Origin of the sequence: Luteimonas notoginsengisoli (assembly GCF_042648885.1) — a bacterium.
In the GTDB taxonomy this organism is placed as follows: Bacteria; Pseudomonadota; Gammaproteobacteria; order Xanthomonadales; family Xanthomonadaceae; genus Luteimonas; species Luteimonas notoginsengisoli.
In genome coordinates, this window is the sequence record NZ_JBHRYF010000009.1 from 135378 (window position 1) to 160936 (window position 25559).

Sequence of the window (25559 nt, forward strand, 5' to 3'; positions counted from 1 at the left end):
ATGAAGGAACTGGACAGCAGAGTTGACGGGGTGGACACCTATCCGGCCGATCGGCGTGATCTCGATAGTTACTCGCGCGCGGAACGAGAGGTATCGCGATTACAGGTGCCGGTGTTGTTGCATGTCGACAATCTGCACGAGCGTCTTTACGTCGCCGCCCTGGATGGCACCGGGAACAGCATGTTCAAAGATGCACCGGCAAACTGGAGCGCCGTCGCGAAGATCGCGAAACAGATTGAGGTGTCAAAGCCCAAAATCGTCGCAGTTGGATACGTCGAAGGCACATTCACACAAGACAATCCGCTTTTGCGCTACATCGATGGCGTCAGCGGTTACACCTTTGGGCGACGCGTAGAGACAGCGTATGACCAGTTCTGCAAACAGGCCAAGGACTGGCTCCGCGAGGACCCCGACGCGCAGATCCGGATCATCGGCATCGGTTTCAGCCGCGGCTCGGAAGAGACGGCGGCGCTGCTTCGCATGATCGAAGATCGCGGCATCCAGGATCCAGAGGAAGCGGCGTACACCTACTTCAAGGACGGCCTGATCAAGGACGTCGAGTACACAAGGCCACCATTGGTCCCGCCAGGCCAGACCATCCAGGCCGCGCTGCTGTACGACCCCGTGTCCACCGGCGTCAAGGAACACGACCGCCGCCTGCCGCCGACGGTGATGTCGGCCCTGCAGATCACCGCCGAGGACGAACGCCGCGACCAGTTCGAGTCCACCAACCTGATCGAGCCCGGTTTCACCGAGGGCAACCGCTTCCTCAACATCACCGTTGGCGGCGCGCACAGCGATATCGGTGACACCTACACCCTGAATGGCTTTGGCGTGCGCAGCCACAACCTCGGGATCGACTACCTCAACAGTTTCAGTGACCACCCCTTCCTCGCCAAGCGTGCCGTCCCCGACGATCCCGCGCAGACCGTGGTGCACCGCTCCGACCAGCATTCGTGGATCTACACCGAGCGCGGTTACCGCGACGGCGTGCGCAACCATCACGACGACCTCGCGCCGGACGCCTTCTGCCGCAACGACGCGACCCTGTGCGCGGAGAAGGAACCTTTCGACCCGGCCATGGACCGCCGGCTCGAACGACGCGGCGTTCCGATCGGTCCGCTACCCGCCGCGCGCACACAAGACATCGCCCCCGTATCCGGGAAGGACGGGGCGGAGCTGCAAGCGGACATGCCGCGGAGCGAGACGGAGCGCCTGTTCGACCGCCTGCATCGCGCCGCACTCCAGGGCGACAACCGGGGAATGCATGCAGTCGGCAACGACTACCTGAATTCAGCGGATGGACAGGCTTGGCGGCAGGACGTGTACGACCACGGTCGAGCCGCGCAGGCGCAGGAACTGCAGGCAGCATGGCTGGTGCAGCAGCAACAAGCCGTCGAACAGCCGCACCGATCGCACGCCATGCGCATGTGACACGGCATGCCGGGAATCAGGGAGGAATCCGCATGACGACAGGCCACCAGGACGAGCTGGATGAACTCAAGCAATCCCTGCTCAAGCTGGCGACGATCGCCAATCAGCTCGATGCCAGGAGTGCGCAGGCGGTGCAGCAGATCGAAACCTGCCGCGAAGCCCTCGACCAGGGCATGCACCGCCTGGAATCAGGTGCGACCCGACTGGCCGGCGACGCGTTGCGAATCGTCCGGGAACAGGCCGCGCAAATGGTGGCGCAGGGCACCGCGCAGGCCTTGGGGGAGCTCGACGTTCACCTGCAGGCAGGCGTCCAGACAGCGCGCCGCGCGGCACTGGACATGGATGATCAGCGCAAGCAGCTGGCCCGCGCGCAGGGCGGCCTCGTGTGGAAGGCGCTGGTCGCGTTGACTATCGGATCGCTGCTCGCCGCGGGCGGCAGCGGCTACATCGCCTGGAAGAGCATGCGCGACATCCAGCGCGCCGAGTTCGGCCAGGACATCCTGCACGCAACCCGGAACGGCATGCTGACGCGCTGCGGCGATGACCTGTGCGCGAAAGTGGGTCGACAGGCCACGCGCTACGGCAGCGACGGGGAATACGTGCTCCTCGAGCCATAGACCTCGACCGAGCGTGTTCTGGTTCCAGTTCGTGATGGCTGCAACTCCGAGGCCAATGTAGGCAGGTCGGCTGGTTTCCAGCGGGCTTCAACCGAAGCAAGGCTGGCTTACCACTACATCCATCGACGGGCGGCCCCTGCCGAGCCTTACGGAAGCACTGAGCGAGTTCCGAAACGAGGCGCGAAAACACGCGGCTCGATCCGCCCCGTCAGAATTCGGGGGTCCGGACAAACGGAAGGCCCGGCGAGCCGGGCCTTCCATGCTTCAGTGTCGCGCTCAGCCTGCGGGCGGCGGTGCCAGCTGTTCCGGGACGGCCGCGGCCGCAACGCCGGGCTCGTCGTCATCGCCCGCATCCAGCGACGCATCCACGCGCTCGATGGCCTGGAGGCTTTCGCCGGCACCCAGCCGGATCAGGGTCACGCCCTGGGTGTTGCGGCCGACCTGCGAGATTTCCGATGCGCGCGTGCGCACCAGCGTGCCGCCGTCGGAGATCAGCAGGACCTCATGGCTGTCCGACAGCTGGATCGCGCCGACCAGCTTGCCGTTGCGCGCGGTGGTCTGGAGCGCGATCACGCCCTGGGTTCCGCGACCCTTGCGCGGATAGTCCGCCTCGGGCGTGCGCTTGCCGTACCCGCGCTCGCTGGCGGTCAGGATGTCGCCTTCTCCGTCGACCACGATCAGGCTGCGGACTTCCTCGCCGTCGGCCAGGCGCATGCCGCGCACGCCGGTAGCGGTGCGACCCATCGGACGCACGGTGCTGCCGGCGAACCGCACGGCCTTGCCGTTGCTGGCGAACAGCATGATGTCGCGGTTTCCGTCGGACAGCGCCACGCCCACCAGCGAATCGCCATCGGCGAGGTTGATCGCGATCTTTCCGCGCTGCAGGCGATAGGCGTACTCGGTCAGCGGAGTCTTCTTGACCGTGCCGTGGCGGGTGGCGAAGAACACGAAGCAGTCGTCGCGATACTCGCGCACCGGCAGCACCGCCTGCACCTGTTCGTTGGATTCCAGCGGGATCCAGTTGATGATCGGGCGCCCGCGCGCATGCGGGCCGGCTTCCGGCAGCTGGTGCACCGGCAGCCAGAACACGCGTCCGGCACTGGTGAACGTCAGCAGGGTGTCGTGGGTGTTGACCAGCCACAGCTGGTCGATGAAATCCTCTTCCTTGGTTGCCGCGGCGTTGCGCCCGCGACCGCCGCGTTTCTGCGCGCGATAGGCGCTGACCGGCTGGCGCTTGGCATAGCCGGCGTGCGACAGCGTGACCACGACGTCCTCGGGCGCGATCAGGTCGAGGATGTCGAGATCCTCCTCGCTGGCGCGGATCTCGCTGCGGCGCGCGTCGCCGAACTCTTCCTTGACGTTGCGCAGCTCGGTGCGGATCACTTCCAGCAATACGTCGGGATCTTCGAGGATCTCGATCAGTCCGCGGATGGTCTCCAGCAGTAGCCGGTACTCCTCGGTGAGCTTTTCCTGCTCCAGCCCGGTCAGGCGGTGCAGGCGCATCTCCAGGATCTGCTGCGCCTGGGTCTCGGTCAGCTGGTAACCGTCCGCCCGCAGGCCAACGCCAGCGGGCAGGTCTTCGGGGCGTGACGCATCGCTGCCGGAGGCGGCCAGCAGTGCGCCCACCAGGCCCGGCTCCCAGGTGCGCGCCAGCATGCGTTCGCGCGCCTCGTTGGGATTGGCCGAAGTCTTGATCAGCTCGATCATCTCGTCGATGTTGGCGAGCGCGACCGTCAGGCCTTCCAGCACGTGGGCGCGTGCGCGCGCCTTGCGCAGCTCGAAGATCGTCCTGCGCGTCACTACCGCGCGGCGATGGCGGACGAACGCCTCGAGGATCTGCTTGAGGTTCAGCAACTGCGGGCGGCCGTCGACCAGCGCCACCATGTTGATGCCGAACACCGACTCCATCTGGGTCTGCTGGTAGAGGTTGTTGAGCACCACGTCGGCCGACTCGCCGCGCTTGACCTCGATGTAGATGCGCATGCCGTCCTTGTCGGACTCGTCGCGCAATTCGCTGATGCCCTCGAGCTTCTTCTCCTTGACCAGCTCGGCGATCTTCTCGATCAGCCGCGCCTTGTTGACCTGGTAGGGGATCTCGGTGACCGCGATCGCCTCGCGGCCGTTGTCGGCCACCTCGATCTCGGCGCGCGCGCGCATGCGCACGCGGCCGCGGCCGGTGCGGTAGGCCAGGTGGATGCCGCCGACGCCGTTGATGATGCCGCCGGTGGGGAAATCGGGGCCCGGAATGTGTTCCATCAGGCCTTCGATGTCCATCAAAGGATCGTCGATCAGCGCGATCAGCGCGTCGACCACTTCCGACAGGTTGTGCGGCGGGATGTTCGTCGCCATGCCCACCGCGATGCCGGCCGATCCGTTGACCAGCAGGTTGGGGAACCGGGTCGGCATGACCGTCGGTTCCTGCTCCTTCTCGTCGTAGTTGGGCTGGAAATCGACCGTTTCCTTGTCGATGTCGGCCATCAGCTCATGGGCCAGGCGCGACATGCGCGCCTCGGTGTAGCGCATCGCCGCGGCCGAGTCGCCGTCGACCGAACCGAAGTTGCCCTGCCCGTCCACCAGCAGGTAGCGCAGCGAGAACGGCTGCGCCATGCGCACCAGCGTGTCGTACACCGACTGGTCGCCGTGCGGATGGTATTTACCGATCACGTCACCGACGATGCGCGCGGATTTGAAATAAGGCTTGTTGCTGTGCGCGCCGAGCTCGGTCATCGCAAACAGCACGCGCCGGTGCACGGGCTTGAGGCCGTCGCGGACATCCGGGAGTGCGCGCCCGACGATCACGCTCATGGCGTAATCGAGGTAACTGCGGCGCATCTCGTCTTCGAGATTGACGGGGATGATTTCCTTGGCGAGATCGGCCATCTGGACTCTTTTCGGTGCGAATCGGAGGCGTGCCGCGCGCTACGCGGAACCGGTCCGCGCCATCGCCTGCACAAGGGCGGAATTCTATCACAAAACCGCCCCTCGATGCAGGCTGATTTCCGCGCGGAAACAAGGGCTTGCAAGGGTTTTTCGGTCTGTGCCGGCCACCTCGTGAGGCATGTCGGAACCTTGAGGGACGGTACCGCCAGCGGCGCTCGATCCCGATGGGCTGTTACATGCATCGACCAACCTGCGGGAGCGACCTTGGGGCGATTGCGTCCGGATCCCCGCAGGAGCTGCGCGGATTCGGAAAAAGTCGCGGTTTTGGCCAAGGCAAGCCCATCGGAACCACAAGCACTGCGGCCGATGCCGCTCCGAAGAACCGGGACCTACCCGAACATCGCCCGCATCGAGTCCTCGTCGGGCTGCTCGACGATTCCCTTCTCGGTGACGATGGCATCGATCAACGCGGCCGGGGTCACGTCGAACACCGGATTCCAGGCGTGGATGCCGTCGGCGACGGTGCGGCTGCCGGAAACCCCAAGCAACTCGGATGGGTCGCGCTCCTCGATCTCGATCAGGTCGCCGGATGCGGTGTCCATGTCAACCGTGGACGACGGCGCAACCACCATGAACTTCTTGCCGTGGTGGCGCGCCGAGATCGCCAGCTGGTAGGTGCCGATCTTGTTGGCCACGTCACCATTGGCGCAGATGCGGTCGGCGCCCACCACCACCCAATCCACCTGCCCGTCCTTGATCAGGTGCGAGGCGGCGGCGTCGGCGATCAGCGTGGCATCGATGCCGTCCTGCTGCAGTTCCCAGACGGTCAGCCGCGAGCCCTGCATCCACGGCCGCGTCTCGTCGGCGAACACCTTGCCGATGCGTCCCTGTGCGACGCCGGCGCGGATCACGCCAAGCGCGGTGCCGAAGCCGGCCGTGGCCAGCGAGCCGGTGTTGCAATGGGTGAGCACGCCGCTGCCCGGCGCGATCAGGCTGGCGCCGAGTTCACCCATGCGGCGATTGGCGGCCAGGTCCTCGGTTTCGATCGCATGCGCCTCGCGCTCCAGCACCTCGCGCCAGTCGCTGCCGGCAGCTTCAAGCGCACGGCGCATCCGCGCCAGCGCCCAGGCCAGGTTGACCGCGGTCGGGCGGGCGGCGTTGAGGCGATGCAGCGCGGGTTCGATCGTGGCAAGCGCCGTTGCGCCATCCGCCGCGTCGACTCCACGCGCGGCAAGCACCGTGCCCCAAGCCGCGGCGATGCCGATCGCCGGGGCGCCGCGCACCGCGAGCGCATGGATGGCCGTAGCCACCTCGTCGCTGGTGGTGCAGGCGAGGTAGTCCACTTCAAACGGCAGCCGGCGCTGGTCGAGCAGTTCAAGCACCTCGCCGGTCCAGCGGATCGGGCGGATGCGGTCGTAGCGCGCGTAATCGATGGTGGGGGTCGCGGTGTCGTGCATGGGGTGCGAGTCTACCGGGCACCGCTCGGCGTCGCGTGTCCGGCGGCGCACTCCCGCGCGGATCAGCGGATGCGGAACTCCGCGCGGCAACCGCCGGTGACCCAGATCCCGCCGCGGTCCCAGCCCCAGTTCTGGCCCTGCACGCAGCGGGTGCGCGATAGCTGGCGCACGATGTCCACGCCGCGGCGGACGCTTGCATCGCAGCGACGCTGGCGCTGGTCGTCGGATTCGCAGCGCACGATGCGGCCACTGTCGCCAGGGTTCCCAAGGCGATTGCCCCGCCGGTAATCGCCGCCCGCGCCGACCACGAACTCGGCGCGACAGCCCTGGGACACCCAGACGCCGCGGCGGTCATAACCCCAGCTGCTCCCCTGGATGCAGGGCGCCTTCGAGAGCTGGCGGCCGATACGAACGCCGCCGCGGGTATCGACGCTGCACTGGCGCGAGCGGCCGTCCTCGGATTCGCAGCGGATGCTGTAGCCGTAACCGTCGCCCGGATAAGCGCCGTCGCCGGGATAGGCGTTGCCGGGAGGCCGGTAATCGCCCGCATAGCCTCCGCCATAACTTTCTCCCGGATATCCGTACCCCACGCAGCCGACGAGACTGCCGGCGGCCAGTGCGATGGCGAAGCGGATGACCATGTTCATGGCGAGTCCTCGTGGCGGATGGACGAAATCTACAATGCGCATGTGAACGGGAACGCGAAGCTGCCGCATTCCGTTGACAGGCCTGTTCCGCCGTTCAGGCACGCGCAAAGTCGAACGCGAGCACATCCGCGATCGCGGGCGTGCGCAACATGGCCATCAGGAGCCGATCCACGCCCAGCGCGACGCCCGCGCATCCGGGCAGGCCGTGCGCGAGCGCGTCGAGCAGGTGCGCATCGACCGCCGGCGCCGGCGCGCCGCGACCACGACGCACCATCACGTCACGTTCGAACCGTGCCCGCTGCTCCTGCGCATCGGCGAGCTCGTGGTAGCCATTGGCCAATTCCAATGGGCCCAGATAGAGCTCGAAGCGCTCCGCCACCGGGGGATCGCCTGCGTGCGTGGACCCGGGCTGGCGAATGCGAGCCAGCGCGCACTGCGAGGCGGGGTAGTCATGGACAATGAGGATCGCGTCCGCGTCGAGCCCGGGCTGGATGCGATGGGTCATCAGCAGGTCGAGCCAGTCGTCGCGCACCAGCCCGTCGGGATCGAGGGTGGTTCCGAAGGCAGCACGCAGCAATTCGTCCGGCGCCGTCATCGGATCGATCCCGAGTTCGCGCTGGTACAGCTCGCGATAGCAAATCGCTTCGACGCTGGCGTCCCGCCCCACCAGCGCCAGCGCCATGCGCACGAGCGCCGCGGTCTCGCCGGCGAGTTCCAGGTGGTCCATGCCGAGGCGGTACCACTCGAGCATGGTGAACTCGGGATTGTGGCGACCGCCCGCCTCGCCGTCGCGAAACACGCGGCCGAGTTCGTAGCAGTCGCCAAGGCCGGCGCAGAGCAGCCGCTTGAGCGGATGTTCGGGTGACGTGCGCAGCCAGCGCGTGCGCGGCGCGCCGTCGGTGCGGCCGGAAAACTCGAGCGGGAACGAAGCGATGTTCGGCTCGGTGTTGCCGGCCAGCGACAGAATCGGCGTCTCGACTTCGAGCACGTCGCGCCGGGCCATGAATTCGCGGATCGCGGCATTGAGCCGGGCACGCAGGCGCAGGGTGTCGAACGAGGCGGAGGGTTTCCAGCTGCTCATAGCGTGCGCCGGGAAGGGGTTTGCGGCCAATGGAACCGCCCATGGTCGCGAAGGAACCGACGCGCGGAATCGCGGCCGTGGCCGCCCCCGATGTTCATGCGGCGTGATCGGAGAGGAACGCCAGCAGCCGTGCCTCGTCCCAGACCTCGACGCCCAGTTCCTCGGCCTTGGCGAGCTTGGAGCCGGCCGCCTCGCCCGCCACGACGAACGAGGTCTTCTTCGACACGCTGCCGGAAACCTTCGCCCCAAGCGCCTCGAGCCGATCCTTCGCGCTGTCGCGCGTCAGCGAAGCGAGCGTGCCCGTGAGCACGACCGTGCTGCCTTCGAGCGGACCGGCCTGCGCCTCGCGCACGTCGGCGCTCGCCTCCCGCAGACGTTCGAGGGCGCGGTTCGTACGCCCGACCAGCGCATGGCCTTCGCGCCCGGCGAGGAAGCCGTGCACGGATTCGGCGGTTTCACGCGGCAATCCGGTCTCCTCTAACGCATCGACGTCGGCGGCGGCCACCGCCACGATCGAATCGAACGCGGTTTCGAGCTGCTCCGCGCGCTTCGCGGTCAGCCTGGGGATGTTCATCTGCGCCAGCACGCGGCCGGTCGCGAGCGCCGCGCGCAGCTTGGCACTCGGCGGATGCCCGTCGGCGATCCGCACGCCACGCGCCAGCAGGTCGTCGATCACCTTCTGGTTGCCGGGTTGTTCGAAGAACGCATCGATCGCGCGCGCGACTTCGTCGCCGATGTCGGGCACCAGCTTCAGCAGCGGCCAGGGCGCGTGTCGGATCAGTTCAAGATCGCCGAACCACGCGGCAAGCGCCTTGGCCGTGCTTTCGCCGACGTGCTGGATGCCGAGCGCGTACAGGAAGCGCTCCAGCGTGGTGCGACGGCTCGCATCGATCGCGGCGATGAGGTTCTCGGCCCACTTGGTGGCCACCTTTCCCGGCCTGGCGGCCTCGGGCGTATTGCCGTCGCGCTCGTCGGCACGCCGCTTCATCTCGAGCAGGTCGCCGAGTTCCAGCCGGTAGAGGTCCGCCACCGATTCGAGATGGCCGGACTCGCCGAGCGCCTCGATGTAGCGTTCGCCGAGGCCGTCGACATCCATCGCGCGGCGACTGGCGAAATGGAACACCGACTGCGTGCGCTGCGCGGCGCACGCCAGTTCGCCGGTACAGCGCGACACGGACTCGCCTTCTTCGCGCACGATGTCGGAACCGCAGATCGGGCAATGTGCCGGCATCGCCCACGGCTTCGTCCCCTTGGGGCGCGCCTCGGGCAGCACCCGCACCACTTCCGGGATCACGTCGCCGGCGCGGCGGACGATCACGGTATCGCCCACGCGCACGTCGAGCCGGGCGACCTGGTCGGCGTTGTGCAGCGTCGCGTTGGTGACGGTGACGCCGCCGACGAACACCGGCGCAAGTTTTGCGGCGGGCGTCGCGGCGCCGGTGCGGCCGATGTTGACGATGATGTCCTCGACCACCGTCGTCTCCTCCTGCGCCGGGAACTTGTGCGCGATCGCCCAGCGCGGGGTGCGGCCGACGAAGCCCAGTTCGCGCTGCGACGCCAGGTCGTCGACCTTGTAGACCACGCCGTCGATATCGAACGGCAATGCGTCGCGCCGCGCGCCGATGTCCGCGTAGTAGGCCAGGCAGCCCGCGGCGCCGCGCGCGGTCGCGACCAGCGGGCTCACCGGGAAACCCCAGCCGCGCAGCGTCGCCAGCACTTCCGAATGCCGGCCCGGCATCTCCCTGCCCTCGACTGCGCCCAGCGCATAGGCGTAGAAGGCCAGCGGGCGTCGCGCGGTGACGCGCGGGTCGAGCTGGCGCAGGCTGCCGGCCGCGGCGTTGCGCGGGTTGACCAGCGGCTTGATGCGGCCGTCGGAGGCGCGCGCCTGATCGTTGTAGGCCTCGAAGCCGGCGCGCGGCATGTAGACCTCGCCGCGCACTTCGAGCACGCGGGGCCAGCCCGTTCCGCGCAGGCGCAGCGGAATGGCGCGGATGGTTCGCAGGTTGGCGGTGACGTCCTCGCCGCTCTCGCCGTCGCCGCGCGTCGCGCCCTGCACGAACATGCCGTCCTCATAGCGCAGGCTGATCGCCAGGCCATCGAACTTGGGTTCCACCGAGAACACCGGATCGGCCACGTCCAGCCGCTCTTCGATCCTGCGCTCGAAATCCTCCACTTCGGCATCGTTGAAGGCGTTGGCCAGCGACAGCATGCGGACCTCATGGCGGAGCTCGGCGAACCCGCGCGAAGGCGCCGCACCGACCCGCTGGGTGGGCGAGTCGGGGGTGGCCAGCTCCGGATGCCCGGCTTCCAGCGCCTCGAGTTCGCGCATCAGGCGGTCGTACTCGGCGTCGGGGATGCCTGGATCGTCGAGGACGTAGTAGCGGTGGTTGGCGTCGTCGATCAGGCGACGCAGTTCGGCGATGCGGGTGGCGGCTTCGGCGGGCATCGGGGAATCCTATGGCACTACGTGTGTTGCGGATGCAGACGTTGGCCCGGGTCGCTCAGCCCCAAATCCATGGTCACCGCATCGGCCGGGAGATCAGGGAGGTCCCGTGGGAGCGGCTTGAGCCGCGAGCTCCCAGGATGACCGCGTATACGCCAAGAGCTCGCGGCTGAAGCCGCTCCCACAACGCATCGCGGCGGGCCGTCGCGCGCCTGCGCGACTACCAGCGCGGCGAGCGAGTGACCGGCGGCGCCGCGTGCTGGCGATCGTAGGTGCGCAGTTCCTCGCGCAGGTGGGCGATGCGCTGGCGGCCCAGGGCATTGCGCGATTCGTCGAGTACCACGCCGTCGAGCAGTTCGGCCATCCGCCGGGCCGTCGGCTCCATCGCCTCCCACGCGTCGAGCGCGTTGATCGGCGCCGGCAGGGTCAGGAAGAACGCGATGGCCGGCGTTTCCAGCGCCTGGATCTGCGCCATGTCGAAGCTGCCGGGCTTCATGATGTTGGCGACGCTGAAGACCGGGCCGCGCTCCGGATGCGCCTCGACCAGGCGGTGGAAGACGTTCATGTGGCCGTAGGTCAGGCCCGCCTTTTCGGCCGCGACCACGATGTCCGGCCCATGCAGCACCGCGCCGGCCTTGGCAGCGATGTACAGGGTCACGATCTTGTCGAAGTCGTCGTTCTCGCGCTTGCCCAGTTCGCTGGCGGCCATCGCGGCGGTGCTGCCGACGGCGCGGTCGAGCAGTTCCATCTCCGCCTGCACCACGGTTTCGCTGCCGCCGTCCGGCGCCTGGGCCAGCTCATTCTCGATCTGCGCGCCCAGCGTGGGCTCGGTGCGGCCGCCGCGCTCCTCTGGCTTGAGGCGGCGCCCCTGCCCCTTGCGGCGTGGCCGTCCAAAGAAGTAGATCGCGGCGATCAGGACCACGCCGGCGACGAGGATCCCCAGGCGCAGCAGCCAGGCGTCGGACATTGTTCGCTCCTTTATGGGCGGGAATGGCGAATCGGGAATCGGGAATCGTAACGGCAATGACGGGCGCGATTGCTCTTCGGGTTCCCCATTGCCGATTTCCCGTTCGCGGTTTTCATGCGGCGCCGGCCAGGCGCGCGGCTTCGGCGAGGTCGACGGAGACCAGGCGGCTGACGCCCGGCTCGCGCATGGTAACGCCCGACAGCTGCTGCGCGGCTTCCATCGTCGCCTTGTTGTGGGTGACGAACAGGAACTGCACCTGCTCGCTCATCTCCGACACCATCGCCGTGAAGCGGCCGACGTTGGCCTCGTCGAGCGGTGCGTCGACTTCGTCGAGCAGGCAGAACGGCGCCGGGTTGAGCCGGAAGATCGCGAACACCAGCGCCACCGCCGTCATCGCCTTCTCGCCGCCCGACAGCAGGGTGATGTTGGACACGCGCTTGCCGGGCGGACGCGCCATGATCGCCACGCCGGTGTCGAGCATGTCCTCGCCGGTGAGCTCGAGATAGGCGTGGCCGCCGCCGAACAGGCGCGGATACAACTCCTGCACGCCGGAATTGACCCGGTCGAAGGTGTCCTTGAAGCGGCCCCGGGTCTCGCGATCGATCTTGCGGATCGCGTCTTCCAGGGTTTCCAGCGCAGTGGTGAGGTCCGCGTCCTGGGCGTCCAGGTAGTCCTTGCGCTGCGCAGCCTCGGCGTGCTCGGCGATCGCCGCGAGGTTGACCGGCTCCAGCCGGCGCAGCTTCGCATCGAAGTCGGTCACCATCTTTTCCCACGCGGACACCTCGGCCTCTTCGGCGAGTCCGGCGACGACCTCGTCGAGGACGAAGCCCGCCTCGGCCACCGCAGCCGACAGCTGTTCGGCGTGGATCACCAGCGCCTGCTGGTCGAGCTTGCGCTGCGAGATCGCCTCGCGCTGCGCCAGAGACTGCTCGTCGCGCTGGTGGCGGGTCTGCTCGAACGTGCGCAGCTCGTTGTCGATGCCTTCGAGCGCGGTGCGCGCGGCCGCCAGCGCACGTTCGGCGGACACCCGCTGTTCGAGCACGACCTGGCGCTGGCGTTCCAGCGCTTCGGCGGGATCTTCTTCGCCGGAGGACAGCTGCGTGGCGAGTTCGCCGAGGCGGTTGTCGAGCTGGCCGCGCTGGCTGCCCATGCGCTGGAGCGACTGCGCCAGCGCATTGACCTGGGTGCGCTGCGACTCGAGGGTCAGCGCCAGCGCGTGCGCGGTCTCGCGCGACTCGCGGGCGGCCGTGCGGGCGGCGTCGCGGGCTTCGACCAGGCTGCGGCGCTCGGCTTCCAGCGCCTGCCGCGCGCCTTCCAGCTCGGCCATGCGCGTCACGGCATCTTCGAGCCGGGTGCGCGCCTCGCGCGACTGTTCGCGGCTGGTGTCGAGGGTTTCGACCAGCTGTTCGACGTCGGCATCGATCCTGCCGATGCGGTTGCGGGCGGACTCCAGCCGTCCCTGCTGGCTCTGCAACTGGCCAGCGAGTTCGGAGACGCTGCGATGGGCCATGTACAGCCCGCGCTGCGCGTCCTCGCGCTGCTGCTCGGCGGCGAGCAGGCGGTCGCGCCAGGCGGCGATGTCGCGCTCGAGCGCGTGCTCGCGATCCTGCAGCGTTTCGATCTCGACCCGCAGCGACTGGATCTCGCGCTCGCGCAGCAGCGCGCCCTGCTTGGCAGCGCCCGAGCGCAGCACCCGCACCCAGCCGGCACCGAGGCGCTCGCCGTGGCGGGTGATGACCGAATGATCGGTGTGCCCGGCTTCGGTCAGCCGCGCCTGCAGCGCGCGCGCCTCATCCAGCGTTTCGGCCACATGCAACCGGCCCAGCAGCTGGCGGATCGCCAACGGGCCCTGGACCTTCGCGGCCAGCGAGGTCGGCGCGAAGTCGGCATTGCCGGACGCGGACGACACCAGCGCAAGCCGGCCTTCGCCGAGGTCGCCCAGCGCCTCAACCAGCGCTTCCGGGCTGTCGACCAGCACGCCTTCGATCAGCTGCCCGAGCGCGCCCTCGACCGCGTTTTCCCAGCCTGCTTCCACCTGCAGGCGCTCGCCCACCCGCGCCGCCGAATCCAGTCCGTGCTGGCGCAGCCACTCCACGGCGGCGCCCTGCTCCTGGCCGAGCGCGGCGTGCTGCAGGGTTTCCAGCGACGACAGCCGGCCGCGCTTTTCCTGGGCCTGCTTGCGCACCTCGGCCAGTTCGGTCTGTGCGCTGCGCTGCTGGTCCTGCAGCGCGGTGACCGCCTGCTTGCGCTGCTCCAGCTCGCTGCCGAGGGTGTCGAGCGAGGCCTTCTGTTCTTCGTGCTGCGCTTCGATCCCGGCGAAGGCTTCGGCCAGCGCGGCCAGGTCGAGCGCGGCCCGCTCGCCGGCCAGCTGTTCGCGGCGGCGATCGGCTTCGAATGCCTGGCGGTCGAGGTAATCGACGCGGGTGCGCTCGACGTCGCCGGCACGCGCCGCTTCGGCCTGTTCGCGGGCGTGCGCGTCCTGTCGCTGCTGCCAGTCGGCGAGCGCAGCTTCGGCGTCGCGCAGCGCGTCCTGGCGGATGCCGTCTTCCTCGCGCAGCTGCTCGAGCTGCGGCTCGGCGTCCGCGATCGCTTCCTGCAGCAGCTCCAGGCGCGCTTCGTCGCCCTGGATGTGCTGGCCGATCTCGGCCAGCGCGGCCTGCGCTTCGTCGCGGGCGCGCTGCAGGCGCTGGGCCATTTCGCGCTGGTGCGCGATCTGCTGCTCGATCCGGGCCAGGTTGCCACCCACCTCGTAGCCTTCGGCCTGCGCCTTGTTCAGCGCATCCATCGCCTCTTCGCGACGCACGCGGCCGGTCTCGATCTCGCGCTCGGCTTCGCGCTGCTCGGCGATCAGCTGCTGCAGGCGGGTTTCCTCCTGCGACAGGCCCTCGCGCAACGCGGCGAGCTGCGCGTCGAGGCGCCGGTATTCCAGGGCCTTCCACTCCGCGTCGCGAATCCTGCGTTCGGCCTGGATCGCGGTGTACTGCTCGGCCTGCTTCGCCTGCCGGGCCAGATGCTGCAGCTGCTTGCCGACTTCGTCGCGCAGGTCGGTCAGGCGCTCGAGGTTCTCGCGGGTATGGCGGATGCGGGTCTCGGTTTCCTTGCGGCGCTCCTTGTACTTGGAGATGCCGGCGGCCTCCTCCAGGTACACGCGCAGGTCTTCCGGCCGCGCCTCGATGATCTGGCTGATCATCCCCTGCTCGATGATCGAGTAACTGCGCGGGCCCAGGCCAGTGCCCAGGAACAGGTCGGTGATGTCGCGGCGGCGACACTTGGCGCCGTTGAGGTAGTAGTTGCTCTGGCCGTCGCGCGAGACCGAGCGCTTGACCGAGATCTCGTTGAACGCGCCGTACTCGCCGCTGATGGCGTGATCGGAGTTGTCGAAGATGAGCTCCACCGTCGCCTGCGACACCGGCTTGCGCGCGGTCGAGCCGGAGAAGATCACGTCGGTCAGCGAGTCGCCTCGCAGGCGGCTGGCCGAGCTCTCGCCCATCACCCAGCGCACGGCATCGATGATGTTGGACTTGCCGCAACCGTTCGGACCCACCACGCCGGTCATGTTGGTCGGCAGGTGCAGCGTGGTGGGATCGACGAAGGATTTGAAGCCGGACAGCTTGATCGTGGACAGGCGCATGCGGCGTTTGCTTGCCTCGGCGGCGCCGGGCAGGCCCGATGCCGCATTCATAGGGAGAAATGGGATGTATTTGTGTCGCCAAACCCTTGATTGGATTGGCAACAAGGCGACCCGGGAGCCGCGACCACAGGTCAGTATAACGGCCGCAACGCAAGCCCACGACCCGCTATTCCGCGCGATCGCCGAAGGTGAGCAAGCGGACCGGATGGGGGGTCGATGGCGGGCTGCCATCCTCGCCAAATCGCGGGAAAGCGGCGGCGGGCGGCTTCAGGTGGCCCGCAGGGCGGCAAGATAGCGCCGGCGCCAGGCGTCGATGTCGTTCTCGCGCAGGTAGTCCATCATCGCCCGCCAGCGTTCGATGCGCTGTTGACGCGGCATGTGCGCCGCCGTGGCAATGGCATCGGCGACACCGTCCAGATCGTAAGGATTGACCAGCAGGGCCTCGCGCATCTCGTAAGCCGCGCCGGCCAGCTGCGACAGCACCAGCACGCCTGGGTCTTCGGGATCCTGGGCCGCCACGAACTCCTTGGCCACCAGGTTCATGCCGTCGCGCAGCGGGGTCACCAGCCCGATCCGCGCGGTCCGGTAGAAGCCGGTCAGCGTGGTGTGGGCGAAATTGCGGTTGACGTAGCGCAGCGGCGTCCAGTCCGGCGCCGCGTGCTGGCCGTTGACGTGGCCTGCGATCCGCTCCAGTTCGCTGCGCAGCAACTGGTATTCGGAGACCTCGCCGCGCGAGATCGGCGCGATCTGCAGGTAGGTCAGCCCGCCCTTCTGGTCGGCGTGCCGCGCCAGGTAGCGTTCGAAGCCGCGGAAACGTTCGGGCAGGCCCTTGGAATAGTCGAGGCGGTCGACGCCGATGACCAGCTGCCGCGGCTTCACGCTTTCGCGCAGCAGGCGCACGGTGGGCTTGGTCACCGCCTGCCGAGCCTGGTCGGCGATGCGGCGGGTGTCGATGCTGATCGGAAACGCGGCGGCGCGGAAGCGGTGCCCATCGGGCGCTTCCAGCACGCCTTCCTCCAGCACCCGGCCGCCGCCGAACAAGCGCACGTAGTCCTGGAAGCGCTCCACGTCGCGCAGGGTCTGGAAGCCGACCAAGTCGTACGCGTACAGCGTGGAGAACAGGCGCGCGTGGTCAGGCAGCGCGGCGGCCATGTCCGCCGACGGCATCGGCACGTGCAGGAAGAAGCCGATCCGGCAGCCGATGCCCCGCTCGCGCAGCAGGCTGGCCAGCGGGATCAGATGGTAGTCGTGGATCCATACGGTGTCGTCTTCGCGCAGCAGCGGCGCGAGCCTGTCGGCGAACAGCACGTTCACCGCGCCATAGCCGCCGCGGGTCTCGCGGTCGTAGTCCACCAGGTCGAGGCGGAAGTGCAGCAGCGGCCACAGCGTGCGGTTGGAAAAGCCGTTGTAGTAAGCGTCCAGGTCGGCGCGCGACAGGTCCATGGTGAGGTAGCGGATGTCGCCTTCCTGCGCCTCGTGCAGCGCGCCGCTGGCTTCGCGCACGGTCTTGCCGCTCCAGCCGAACCAGAGCCCGCCGCTTTCCTGCAGCGCCGCTTCCAGCGCGACCGCCAGGCCGCCGGCGCGGTTCTCCCCCGGCAGCGCCACGCGGTTGGAAACGACGACCAGGCGACTCACGAGAAGTCCTGCCACGGCCGCGACAGCCGGGTCGCCGCCATCACCAGGCCGACGTGCGAATAGGTCTGCGGGAAATTGCCCCAGGCCTCGCCGGTATCGAACGCCAGGTCCTCCGACAGCAGGCCCAGGTGATTGCGCCGCTCCAGCACGCGTTCGAACAGCGCGCGCGCCTCCTCGCTGCGGCCGATCGCGGCCAGCGCATCGATGTACCAGAAGGTGCAGATGGTGAAGCTGGTCTCTGGCGCGCCGAAGTCGTCCTCGGCCAGGTAGCGGTACAGGCCGTCGCCGCGCTTGAGCGTGCGGCCGATCGCCTCGACGGTGGCAATGAAGCGCGGATCGTCGGCGGTCACGAACCCCAAGTCCGCGAGCAGCAGTAGCGAGGCGTCCAGCCGCTCGCCATCGAACACGTCGACGAAGTGGCCTAGCGAGTCGTTCCAGCCGCGTTTTAGCACCAGTTCGCGGATGGTGTGTGCGCGCTCGCGCCAGGCCCGGTGCCGGTCCTCGAGCCGCAGCGCGTCGGCGATCATCGCCAGGCGGTCGCAGGCGGCCCAGCACATCACGCTGGAATAGGTGTGCACGTCTGCGCGGCCTCGGAACTCCCACAGCCCGGCGTCGGGCTTGTCGTGCAGCGCCCAGGCCCGTTCGCCGAGCGGTTCCAGGCGACGGAACGCGGCCTCGTCGCCGGCGTGCTCCAGCCGCCGGTCGAAGAACATCTGCGCCGAAGCCAGCATCACGCTGCCGTAGGTGTCGTGCTGCTTCTGCAGCCAGGCCAGGTTGCCGCGGCGCACCGGCCCCATGCCGCGGTAGCCGCGCAGGGCCGGCATCTCCTCCTCGGCCAGCTCGCCTTCGTAGGCGATGCCGTACACGGGCTGCATGTCGCCGTCCTCGCCGGTGGCGAGGTTGAAGATGTAGTGGATGTACTCCTCCATCGACCGGGTCGCGCCGAGCCGGTTGAGCACGCGGACCACGAACCCCGCGTCGCGCAGCCAGCAGTAGCGGTAGTCCCAGTTGCGCTGGGTGCCGGGCGCCTCGGGAATGGATGTGGTCAGCGCGGCGATGATGCCGCCGCTGTCCTCGTACTGGCAGAGCTTGAGCGTGATCGCACTGCGGATCACCGCCTCCTGCCACTCGGCCGGGATCGACAGGTAGCGCACCCATTCGTGCCAGTAATCGCGGGTGCGCAGCTCGGCCTCGCGCACGAACTCGCCGACCGATCGGGTCAGGGTTTCGTCAGGGCCGAGCACGAAGTGCAGGTCGCGATCGAGCACGATCGACAGCTCGTCGCGCAGCGCGCGCAGCGGCAGGTCGGTGGTCACCCGCAGCACCATGCCGGGCAGCAGGAAACGCATGTGGTTGCTGCCCCAGGTGTGTTCGGGGACGCGCGCGCCCCAGTCCGCGAGCGGGCGCAGGCGCACGCGGATCCGTGGGCGCCCGGACAGCACGCGCACGCGGCGCGCCAGCATCACCGGGCGATAGAAGCGCTGGTGCTGGCGCCATCGCGGCGCGAAGTCGATGATCTCGATCACGCCATCGGTGCCGTCGCGCAGGACCGTGCGCAGGATGGCGGTGTTCTTGTCGTAGGACTGCTCGGACGACGCCAGGCCTTCCAGTTCGAGGTCCCAGGAGCCGCCATCCAAACGCGGCTGCAGCAGCGAACAGAACGCCGGGTCCCCGTCGAATGCGGGCAGGCAGCACCAGACCAGTCGCGCGTGGGCGTCGAACAGCGCGCCGAAACTTCCGTTGCCGACCAGGCCGAGTGCCAGGTCCTGTGGCGGTCCGGATTGCAGCGAATCGGACATCGGATCACCCTGCCCCGTGCGCTACGCCGAGCCAGGCGCGCACCGCCGCCGGATCGCGCAGCCGACGGCGCGCGGCGCTGGGCGCGCGATCGCCCACCAGCACGCTTAGCCCATCGCGCGCGTTGACCACTTCGAAGCCGCTCTCGTCGGTGAGGTCGTCGCCGGCGAACACCGGCAGCCGTCCCCGGAACGGCGGGCTGTCGAGCAGGCCGGCAATGGCCCCACCCTTGTCGATCGGGTGCTCGCCGCTGCCGCCCGGGTACAACTCGACGACCTGCTTGCCGTGCTGCAGCCGGTAGCCCGGCAATTGCTCGAGCGAGTGCGCGGCAAACGCCAGCAGCGCCGGCTCCGCATCAGGCGCGCGGCGCCAGTGCAGCGCCAGGGCCCGCCCCTTGTCCTCGACCACGGTGCCGTCATAGACCGCGGCCAGGCGCGTGGCGGCCTTGCGCACATCGTCCAGTTCCGGTGCGTGCTCCGTCCGAGGCTCGGCGCCGCCGCGGCGCTGTTCGACGCCATGCAGCCCCACTGCGTTGAAGCGCGACGGCACGAACAGCGCGTCGAGCGTCGCAATGGTGCGCCCGCTCACCAGCGCCAGCGCCCCGTCCAGGCGCAGTTGCAATGCCTCCAACTGCGCGCGCAGCCCGTCGGGAACGACGACCGCATCGGGGGTGCTGGCCAGATCGAGCAGACAGCCGTCGACATCAAGGAACAGCGCCCAATCGTCCGCGGGCGGAGGCGGCGCATCCTGCGGCGCCGCAATGGGACTGGAAACAGCGTCTTGTTTCTGATCGTGGTTGTGCATTCGTTCCATGATGGAACGCGGAGCCGTAAATTCAGCGTGAATCGTCGAGCGCGCGCGTGCGCTGGCGCGTCAGGTTCGGCGAGTTTCTTGCAGCTCGAAATGCTGCTGGAACAAGCCGCTACGTGTCGCCAACCGCCAGGGATGCAATCGCGCGAACCGTCAGCCGATCCGCGCGCCGGTCCCGGTGTCGAAGAAGTGCGCACGTCCCGGCGCGTGCGCGAGATGCACCAGGTCGCCCGGCGCAGGCAGGTCGTTGGGAGGCCGGCGCAGGATGATCTCGCTGTCGCCGAAGCGCAGGTTGACGAAGGCTTCGTTGCCGACCGGTTCCACCGCTTCCACCCTTGCCGCCAAGCGCGCGCCATCGCTGTCGCCGGCGATGCGCATGTCTTCCGGTCGCAGGCCCATCTCGACGCGCTGCCCAAGCCGTGCCCGCAACGCGTCGCCCATTGCAGCATCGGGAGACAACGGCAGCTCGATATTGTCGGCGATGCGCAGCCACAGCCCGCGATCGTCTTCGCTTGCGCCTTCGACCAGTTCGCCCTGCAGCAGGTTCATCTTCGGGCTGCCGAGGAACGTGGCGACGAACACGTTCGCCGGCCGTTCGTACAGCGCCATGGGCGTGTCGATCTGCTGGATCTGCCCGTCCTTGAGCACCACGATGCGCTGGCCGAGGGTCATGGCCTCGATCTGGTCGTGGGTGACGTACACCATGGTCGCGCCGAGCTGGCGATGCAGGCGCGCGATCTCGACCCGCATCGACATGCGCAGCTTGGCGTCGAGGTTGGACAGCGGCTCGTCGAGCAGGAAGACCTGCGGCTTGCGCACCAGCGCCCGGCCAAGCGCGACGCGCTGGCGCTGGCCGCCCGACAGCGCGCCGGGCTTGCGGTCGAGCAGCTGGTCGAGCTCGAGCGTCTTCGCCGCTTCGGCCACGCGTCCGGCGATCGAGGCCTTGTCGTGGCCGCGCAGCTTCAGGCCGAACGCGAGGTTCTCGGCCACCGTCATGTGCGGGTACAGGGCGTAGCTCTGGAACACCATCGCGATGTCGCGGTCCTTGGGCGAGACGTCGTTGACCAGGCGCCCGCCGATCGACAGCCGGCCGGACGTGATGGTTTCCAGCCCGGCGATCATCCGCAGCAGGGTCGACTTGCCGCAGCCCGACGGGCCGACCAGGACCAGCAACTCGCCATCGGCGACCTCGAAACTGGCGTCGGCCACGCCGACGTAGCCGTTCGGGTAAACCTTGCGCAACTTGTCGAGTTCGACGCTGGCCATGCCTTCTCCGGTTCGCGGGTCCGCGGACCCTTTGTTGTCGACCGTCGCGGTTCCGGGCGACGGCTGGCGTGATCACGCTGTGGACCGCCGGCTTCCGGCCCTCCGGACATTACACTCGCGCGTTTCGTTACGGTATTCTGGCATGTAATCGTTTTCATGCCGCAACAAGCACGCGAGGAATCATCACCGATGGCGCAGGCGCAACAGAAGGATTTTTCATTCCCGAAAGGATTCCTGTGGGGCGCCGCCACGGCGGCCCACCAGATCGAGGGCTCGCCGCTGGCCGACGGCGCGGGCCCCAGCATCTGGACTCGCTTCGCGCATACGCCGGGCATGACCGCCAACGGCGACACCGGCGACGTGGCCTGCGATCACTACCGTCGCTGGAAGGACGACGTGCGCCTGATGCGCGAACTGGGCCTGCAGGCCTACCGGTTCAGCGTGTCGTGGTCGCGCATCCTGCCCGAGGGCACCGGCCGGGTGAACCAGGCCGGCATCGACTTCTACTCGCGCCTGGTCGACGAACTGCTGGCCAACGACATCGAGCCGCTGCTCACCCTGTACCACTGGGATCTACCCGCGGCGCTCGACGATCGTGGCGGCTGGCTCAACCGCGACTGCGCGGACTGGTTCGCCGAGTACGGCAGCGTGCTGTACCGCGCGCTCGACGGCCGGGTGAAGAAGTGGGTCACGCTCAACGAGCCCTGGGTCGTCACCGACGGCGGCTACCTGCACGGCGCGCTCGCCCCCGGCCATCGCAATCGCTATGAAGCGCCGATCGCCAGCCACAACCTGATGCGCGCGCACGGCGCCGCGGTGCAGGCCTACCGGGCGATCGGCCAGCACGAGATCGGGCTGGTGGTGAACATCGAGCCCAAGTACGCGGCCAGCGGCTCTGTCGACGATGCGGCCGCGGTGAAACGCGCGCACGCCTACATGAATGAACAGTACCTGCACCCCGCCCTGCTCGGCCGCTACCCGCCTGAACTCGGCGAGATTTTCGGCGACGCATGGCCGCAATTCCCGCCCGAGGACTTCGAGCTGATCGTGCAGCCGCTGGACTTCATCGGCATCAACTACTACACCCGCAGCGTGACCGAAGCCCGGAGGAGCTACCCGCTGGATGCGGGCCCGGTGAAGCAGCCGCTGGGCACCTACACCGAAACCGGTTGGGAAGTGTTTCCGCAGGGCCTGACCGACCTGCTGCTCTGGTTCAAGCAGACCTATGGCGACATCCCGGTGTACATCACCGAGAACGGCGCCGCGTTCTTCGATCCGCCGGTGGCCGATACCGATGCCGCAGGCGACCGCCGCGTACGCGATCCGCTGCGCACCGACTACCTGCGCCAGCACCTGTCGGCGATCCACGACGCGATCGCGGCCGGCGTCGACGTGCGCGGCTACATGGCGTGGTCGCTGATGGACAACCTGGAATGGTCGCTGGGCTACGGCAAGCGCTTCGGCATCGTGCACGTCAACTACGGCACGCAGGAACGCACGATCAAGGACTCCGGCCGCTGGTATTCTCGCGTGATCGCCAGCCAGGGCGGCGCGCTGGCGGAACCGTTGCCCTGAAAATCACGGGTTCGGGCCAGCCGGGTGCAGGGTATCTCCCCTCCCGGCACCCGATCCACGTTCTCCCATTCCCAATCTTCCCCGGAGCGTAGCGAGCCCATGCACGACACCTTGCTGTTGTTCGGCGCAACCGGTGACCTGGCGCAGCGCTACCTGTTTCCCTCGCTGCTGCACCTGCTGCGCGACCGGCTGCTGCCGGGCGCGTTCCGGATCGTGGCGATCGGCCGCAGCGAGCACGACGACGCGGGTTTCAAGGACTGGCTGCGCGACCGGCTGGGCGACGTGGAGGCCCGCGACTCGGCCGCGCTCGACGACCTGCTCGCACGCACCCGATACCTGTCGCTGGACCTCAACGACGTCGACGGCATGGCCGCGGCGCTGTCGCAATATGCCGATCGGCCCAGCGTCAGCTACCTGTCCACGCCGCCGGACCTGTTCGAACCGGCCTGCCGCGGGCTGAAGGCTGCCGGCCTGCTGGAAGCGCCGTCGCGGCTGGTGCTGGAAAAGCCCATCGGCCGCGACCTCGCCAGCGCCCGCGCGATCAATGCCACGCTGCGGTCGGCGCTGGACGAGTCGCGGATCTTCCGCATCGACCATTACCTGGGCAAGGCGCCGGTGCAGAACCTGCTTGCGCTGCGCTTCGGCAACACCCTGATGGAAGCGGTCTGGCAGCATCGCTGGATCGCGTCGGTCGACATCATCGTCGCCGAGACCGCGGGCGTCGACGGCCGCGAAGGCTACTACGCCAACTACGGCGCGCTGCGCGATATGGTGCAGAACCACATGTTGCAGCTGCTGGCGCTGATCGCCATGGAGGCGCCGTCGGAACTGTGCGCCGACTGCATCCGCGACGAAAAGACCAAGGTGCTGCGTGCGCTGCGTCCGATGACCGCAGCCGACGTCGCCACCGACAGCGTGCGCGGGCGCTATGGCAACGGCGTGGTCGACGGCGAGGCGGTGAACGGCTTCACCCACGACAGCGACGTCGAGACCTTTGTCGCCCTGCGCGCGTACATCGACAACTGGCGCTGGGCGGGCGTGCCGTTCCGCCTGGTCACCGGCAAGCGCATGCCTTCGCGCACCACCGAGGTCGTGGTGTCGTTCAAGCCGGTCTCGCACTGGGTGTTCGAACGCCCGGACCGGGCCCATGCCCGCCCCAACCGGCTGCGCATGCGGCTGCAGCCCGAGGAAACGATCGAACTTGGCCTGATGGGCAGCCTGGCCGCGCCCGAATGGGGCGCCACCGAGCTGCAGCCGATGTCGCTGGACCTGTCGATGTCGTCGACGCCGGCCCGGCGCATCGCCTACGAACGCCTGTTGGTGGACGCGCTCAAGGGCGACCAGACGCTGTTCGTGCGCGACGACGAGGTCGAGGCGGCGTGGCGCTGGATCGACAGCGTGAGCAGCGCGTGGCAGGCCGCGGCGACGCCGGTGCACGACTACCCCGCCGGCTCCTGGGGCCCCGCCGCGGCATCGGATTTCCTGCCCGTGACCCTCTCCACCAACGGACATCGCAGGCACGGGGCCAAGCCGGCCGGGAAGCAGTCGAAGTGAGCGACCCCGGCCAGCCCGTGCTGCTCGCCGACATCGGCGGTACCAATGCGCGCTTCGCGCTGGCCGACACGAGCGACCGGATGCCGCTGCGGGAGGACACCGTGATGGAATACGCGGTCGCCGATTTTCCCTCGCTGGGCGATGCGGCGCGCCGCTACCTCGACGATGGCGCCGCGTGGGCCGGCGGCGAACCCGTGCGCAGCGGCGTGTTCGCGGTGGCCGGGCGGGTCGAGGAGGGGCACGCGCGCATCACCAACCATCCCTGGGTCATTTCCGCGTCGCGCATCCGCGAGATGATCGACTTTTCCTCCCTGCGCCTGGTCAACGACTTCGCCGCGCAATCGATGGCGATCCCGGCGCTGCGCGAAAGCGACGTCGTCGCGCTGGGCGGCGCGACCTGGATTCCCGACTCGGCGCCTGCCGATCGCATCTACGCCGTGATCGGACCGGGCACCGGCCTGGGTGTCGGCATCCTGGTGGTTCGCGACGGCCAGCACTGGGCTCTGGAAACCGAAGGCGGCCACGTCAGCTTCCCGCCCGGCACGCCGGAGGAGATCGCCATCCTCGAGCGCCTGTCGGCGCAGTTCGGCCGCGTCTCCAATGAGCGCCTGGTCAGCGGGCCGGGCCTGGTCAACCTCCATCGCGCACTGAGCGAGATCGCCGGCATCGACCCCGGCCCGATGCAGCCGGCCGACATCACCGCCGGCGCGCGCGCGGGAGACCCGCGCTGCATGCGCGCGGTCGACGTGTTCTGCGCCGCGTTCGGGGCGATCGCAGGCGACCTGGTGCTGACCACCGGCGCCTGGGACGGCGTGTTCCTCACCGGCGGCCTGGTCCCGCGGATGCTGCATGCGCTGCAGCACTCGGGCTTTCGCCAGCGTTTCGAGCACAAGGGCCGCTTCTCGCCGAACATGGCCCGGGTACCATCGATGGCGGTCCTGCATCCACACGCCGGACTCCTGGGCTGCGCGGTCATCGCGCGGCAATCGACGGCAACTGCGATGGCGAGGACATGACCGAACGCGACGACGGCAAGCCGGACATGGAGATCGCGGGCCCGCGAGTGCATTTCCTGTCGTACCAGAGCGCGGAACAGTGGGCGTGGGCCGGCGCCGTGACGCTGGCCGCCGAACTGCGCCGCGCGCTTGAACAACGACCACGCGCGCGGCTGCTGCTTTCGGGGGGCTCGACCCCCGGACCGGTGTACGAGGCACTGTCCCGCGCGCCGCTGGACTGGCACCGGATCGATGTCGCGCTGGTCGACGAGCGCTGGCTGCAACCGGACGACCCCGACAGCAATTCCCATCTCGTGCGCGCCACGCTGCTGCACGACAAGGCCGCGAAAGCGCGTTTCGAAACCCTGACGCGAACCGGACGCAGCATCGAGGAAGCCGTGGCCACGGCCAACCTGCACGCCAGCCAGGCGCCCGACGCCGTGGTGCTCGGCATGGGCGACGACGGCCATACCGCATCGCTGTTCCCCGGCCTGCGCGGGCTCGATCAGCTGCTTGCCAGCCCCAATCCCTACGTTTCCGTCGATGCCGCCGGCTGTCCCGGCGCCGGCCCGTGGCCGCGCCGCATCAGCCTCACGCCGGCCGGCTTGGCGCCATCCCGGATGCGGCTGCTGCTGATCCGCGGCGAGCACAAGCGCCGCCTGTTCGAACGCGCGATGGACGGCATCGATCCGCTGGAACTTCCGATCCGCTTGGCCTTCACCACCCCGGGGGCGCGGCTGCGCGTGCACTGGTGCCCGTGACCGGCGAAA

17 protein-coding genes are annotated in these 25559 nt (G+C 68.6%); 6 read left to right on the top strand and 11 right to left on the bottom strand.

Annotated elements, in window-relative coordinates:
- Nucleotides 1–1434: a phospholipase effector Tle1 domain-containing protein gene (locus ACFOM9_RS12735; RefSeq protein WP_386711407.1), complete on the top strand. Its 1434-nt coding sequence runs from the start codon at nt 1–3 to the stop codon at nt 1432–1434.
- Complete coding sequence (locus ACFOM9_RS12740; RefSeq protein ID WP_386711410.1) at nt 1371–2051, top strand: hypothetical protein; 681 nt, start codon at nt 1371–1373, stop codon at nt 2049–2051. Before ACFOM9_RS12735 ends, ACFOM9_RS12740 begins: the two co-directional genes overlap by 64 nt.
- A 276-nt stretch (nt 2052–2327) precedes the next feature.
- Here the strand turns inward: ACFOM9_RS12740 and gyrA are convergent, their stop codons facing one another.
- From gyrA to ACFOM9_RS12795, 11 genes are all read right to left on the bottom strand, one after another.
- Nucleotides 2328–4931 (bottom strand): DNA gyrase subunit A, encoded by a 2604-nt coding sequence (gyrA, locus tag ACFOM9_RS12745; RefSeq protein WP_386711413.1) that lies wholly within the window; start codon nt 4929–4931, stop codon nt 2328–2330.
- Nucleotides 4932–5320: 389 nt separating this feature from the next.
- Nucleotides 5321–6388, bottom strand: coding sequence for an S-methyl-5-thioribose-1-phosphate isomerase (gene mtnA, locus ACFOM9_RS12750; RefSeq protein ID WP_386711416.1), 1068 nt, complete (start codon nt 6386–6388; stop codon nt 5321–5323).
- 62 nt (nt 6389–6450) lie between these two features.
- Nucleotides 6451–7035 carry a DUF3011 domain-containing protein gene (locus ACFOM9_RS12755; RefSeq protein ID WP_386711418.1) on the bottom strand — a complete coding sequence of 195 codons (585 nt, stop codon included), beginning with the start codon at nt 7033–7035 and terminating at the stop codon, nt 6451–6453.
- A 94-nt stretch (nt 7036–7129) separates the two neighbouring features.
- Nucleotides 7130–8116, bottom strand: a complete 987-nt coding sequence (gene epmA, locus ACFOM9_RS12760; protein WP_386711421.1) for an EF-P lysine aminoacylase EpmA — start codon at nt 8114–8116, stop codon at nt 7130–7132.
- 94 nt (nt 8117–8210) lie between these two features.
- Nucleotides 8211–10562 (bottom strand): NAD-dependent DNA ligase LigA, encoded by a 2352-nt coding sequence (ligA, locus tag ACFOM9_RS12765; RefSeq protein WP_386711424.1) that lies wholly within the window; start codon nt 10560–10562, stop codon nt 8211–8213.
- Between the two features lie 217 nt (nt 10563–10779).
- Nucleotides 10780–11526, bottom strand: coding sequence for a cell division protein ZipA (zipA, locus tag ACFOM9_RS12770; RefSeq protein WP_386711427.1), 747 nt, complete (start codon nt 11524–11526; stop codon nt 10780–10782).
- 112 nt (nt 11527–11638) lie between these two features.
- Nucleotides 11639–15157: a chromosome segregation protein SMC gene (gene smc / locus ACFOM9_RS12775; RefSeq protein ID WP_386711430.1), complete on the bottom strand. Its 3519-nt coding sequence runs from the start codon at nt 15155–15157 to the stop codon at nt 11639–11641.
- A 267-nt stretch (nt 15158–15424) separates the two neighbouring features.
- Nucleotides 15425–16792: an alpha,alpha-trehalose-phosphate synthase (UDP-forming) gene (gene otsA / locus ACFOM9_RS12780; protein ID WP_386711433.1), complete on the bottom strand. Its 1368-nt coding sequence runs from the start codon at nt 16790–16792 to the stop codon at nt 15425–15427.
- Nucleotides 16789–18591: a glycoside hydrolase family 15 protein gene (locus ACFOM9_RS12785; protein ID WP_386711436.1), complete on the bottom strand. Its 1803-nt coding sequence runs from the start codon at nt 18589–18591 to the stop codon at nt 16789–16791. Before ACFOM9_RS12785 ends, otsA begins: the two co-directional genes overlap by 4 nt.
- Nucleotides 18592–18595: 4 nt before the next feature.
- Nucleotides 18596–19393, bottom strand: a complete 798-nt coding sequence (gene otsB, locus ACFOM9_RS12790; protein WP_386711439.1) for a trehalose-phosphatase — start codon at nt 19391–19393, stop codon at nt 18596–18598.
- A gap of 159 nt (nt 19394–19552) precedes the next feature.
- Nucleotides 19553–20665 carry an ABC transporter ATP-binding protein gene (locus tag ACFOM9_RS12795; protein WP_386711441.1) on the bottom strand — a complete coding sequence of 371 codons (1113 nt, stop codon included), beginning with the start codon at nt 20663–20665 and terminating at the stop codon, nt 19553–19555.
- Between the two features lie 189 nt (nt 20666–20854).
- Here ACFOM9_RS12795 and ACFOM9_RS12800 point away from each other — a divergent pair, with 189 nt between their 5' ends.
- From ACFOM9_RS12800 to pgl, 4 genes are all read left to right on the top strand, one after another.
- On the top strand, nt 20855–22240 hold the full coding sequence (locus tag ACFOM9_RS12800; protein WP_386711444.1) for a GH1 family beta-glucosidase: 1386 nt from the start codon (nt 20855–20857) through the stop codon (nt 22238–22240).
- A 99-nt stretch (nt 22241–22339) separates the two neighbouring features.
- Nucleotides 22340–23794, top strand: coding sequence for a glucose-6-phosphate dehydrogenase (gene zwf, locus ACFOM9_RS12805; RefSeq protein WP_386711447.1), 1455 nt, complete (start codon nt 22340–22342; stop codon nt 23792–23794).
- Nucleotides 23791–24810 (top strand): glucokinase, encoded by a 1020-nt coding sequence (gene glk, locus ACFOM9_RS12810; protein ID WP_386711450.1) that lies wholly within the window; start codon nt 23791–23793, stop codon nt 24808–24810. The genes zwf and glk overlap by 4 nt, the downstream gene beginning before the upstream one ends.
- On the top strand, nt 24807–25550 hold the full coding sequence (gene pgl / locus ACFOM9_RS12815) for a 6-phosphogluconolactonase (protein ID WP_386711453.1): 744 nt from the start codon (nt 24807–24809) through the stop codon (nt 25548–25550). The genes glk and pgl overlap by 4 nt, the downstream gene beginning before the upstream one ends.
- Nucleotides 25551–25559: the final 9 nt, after the last annotated feature.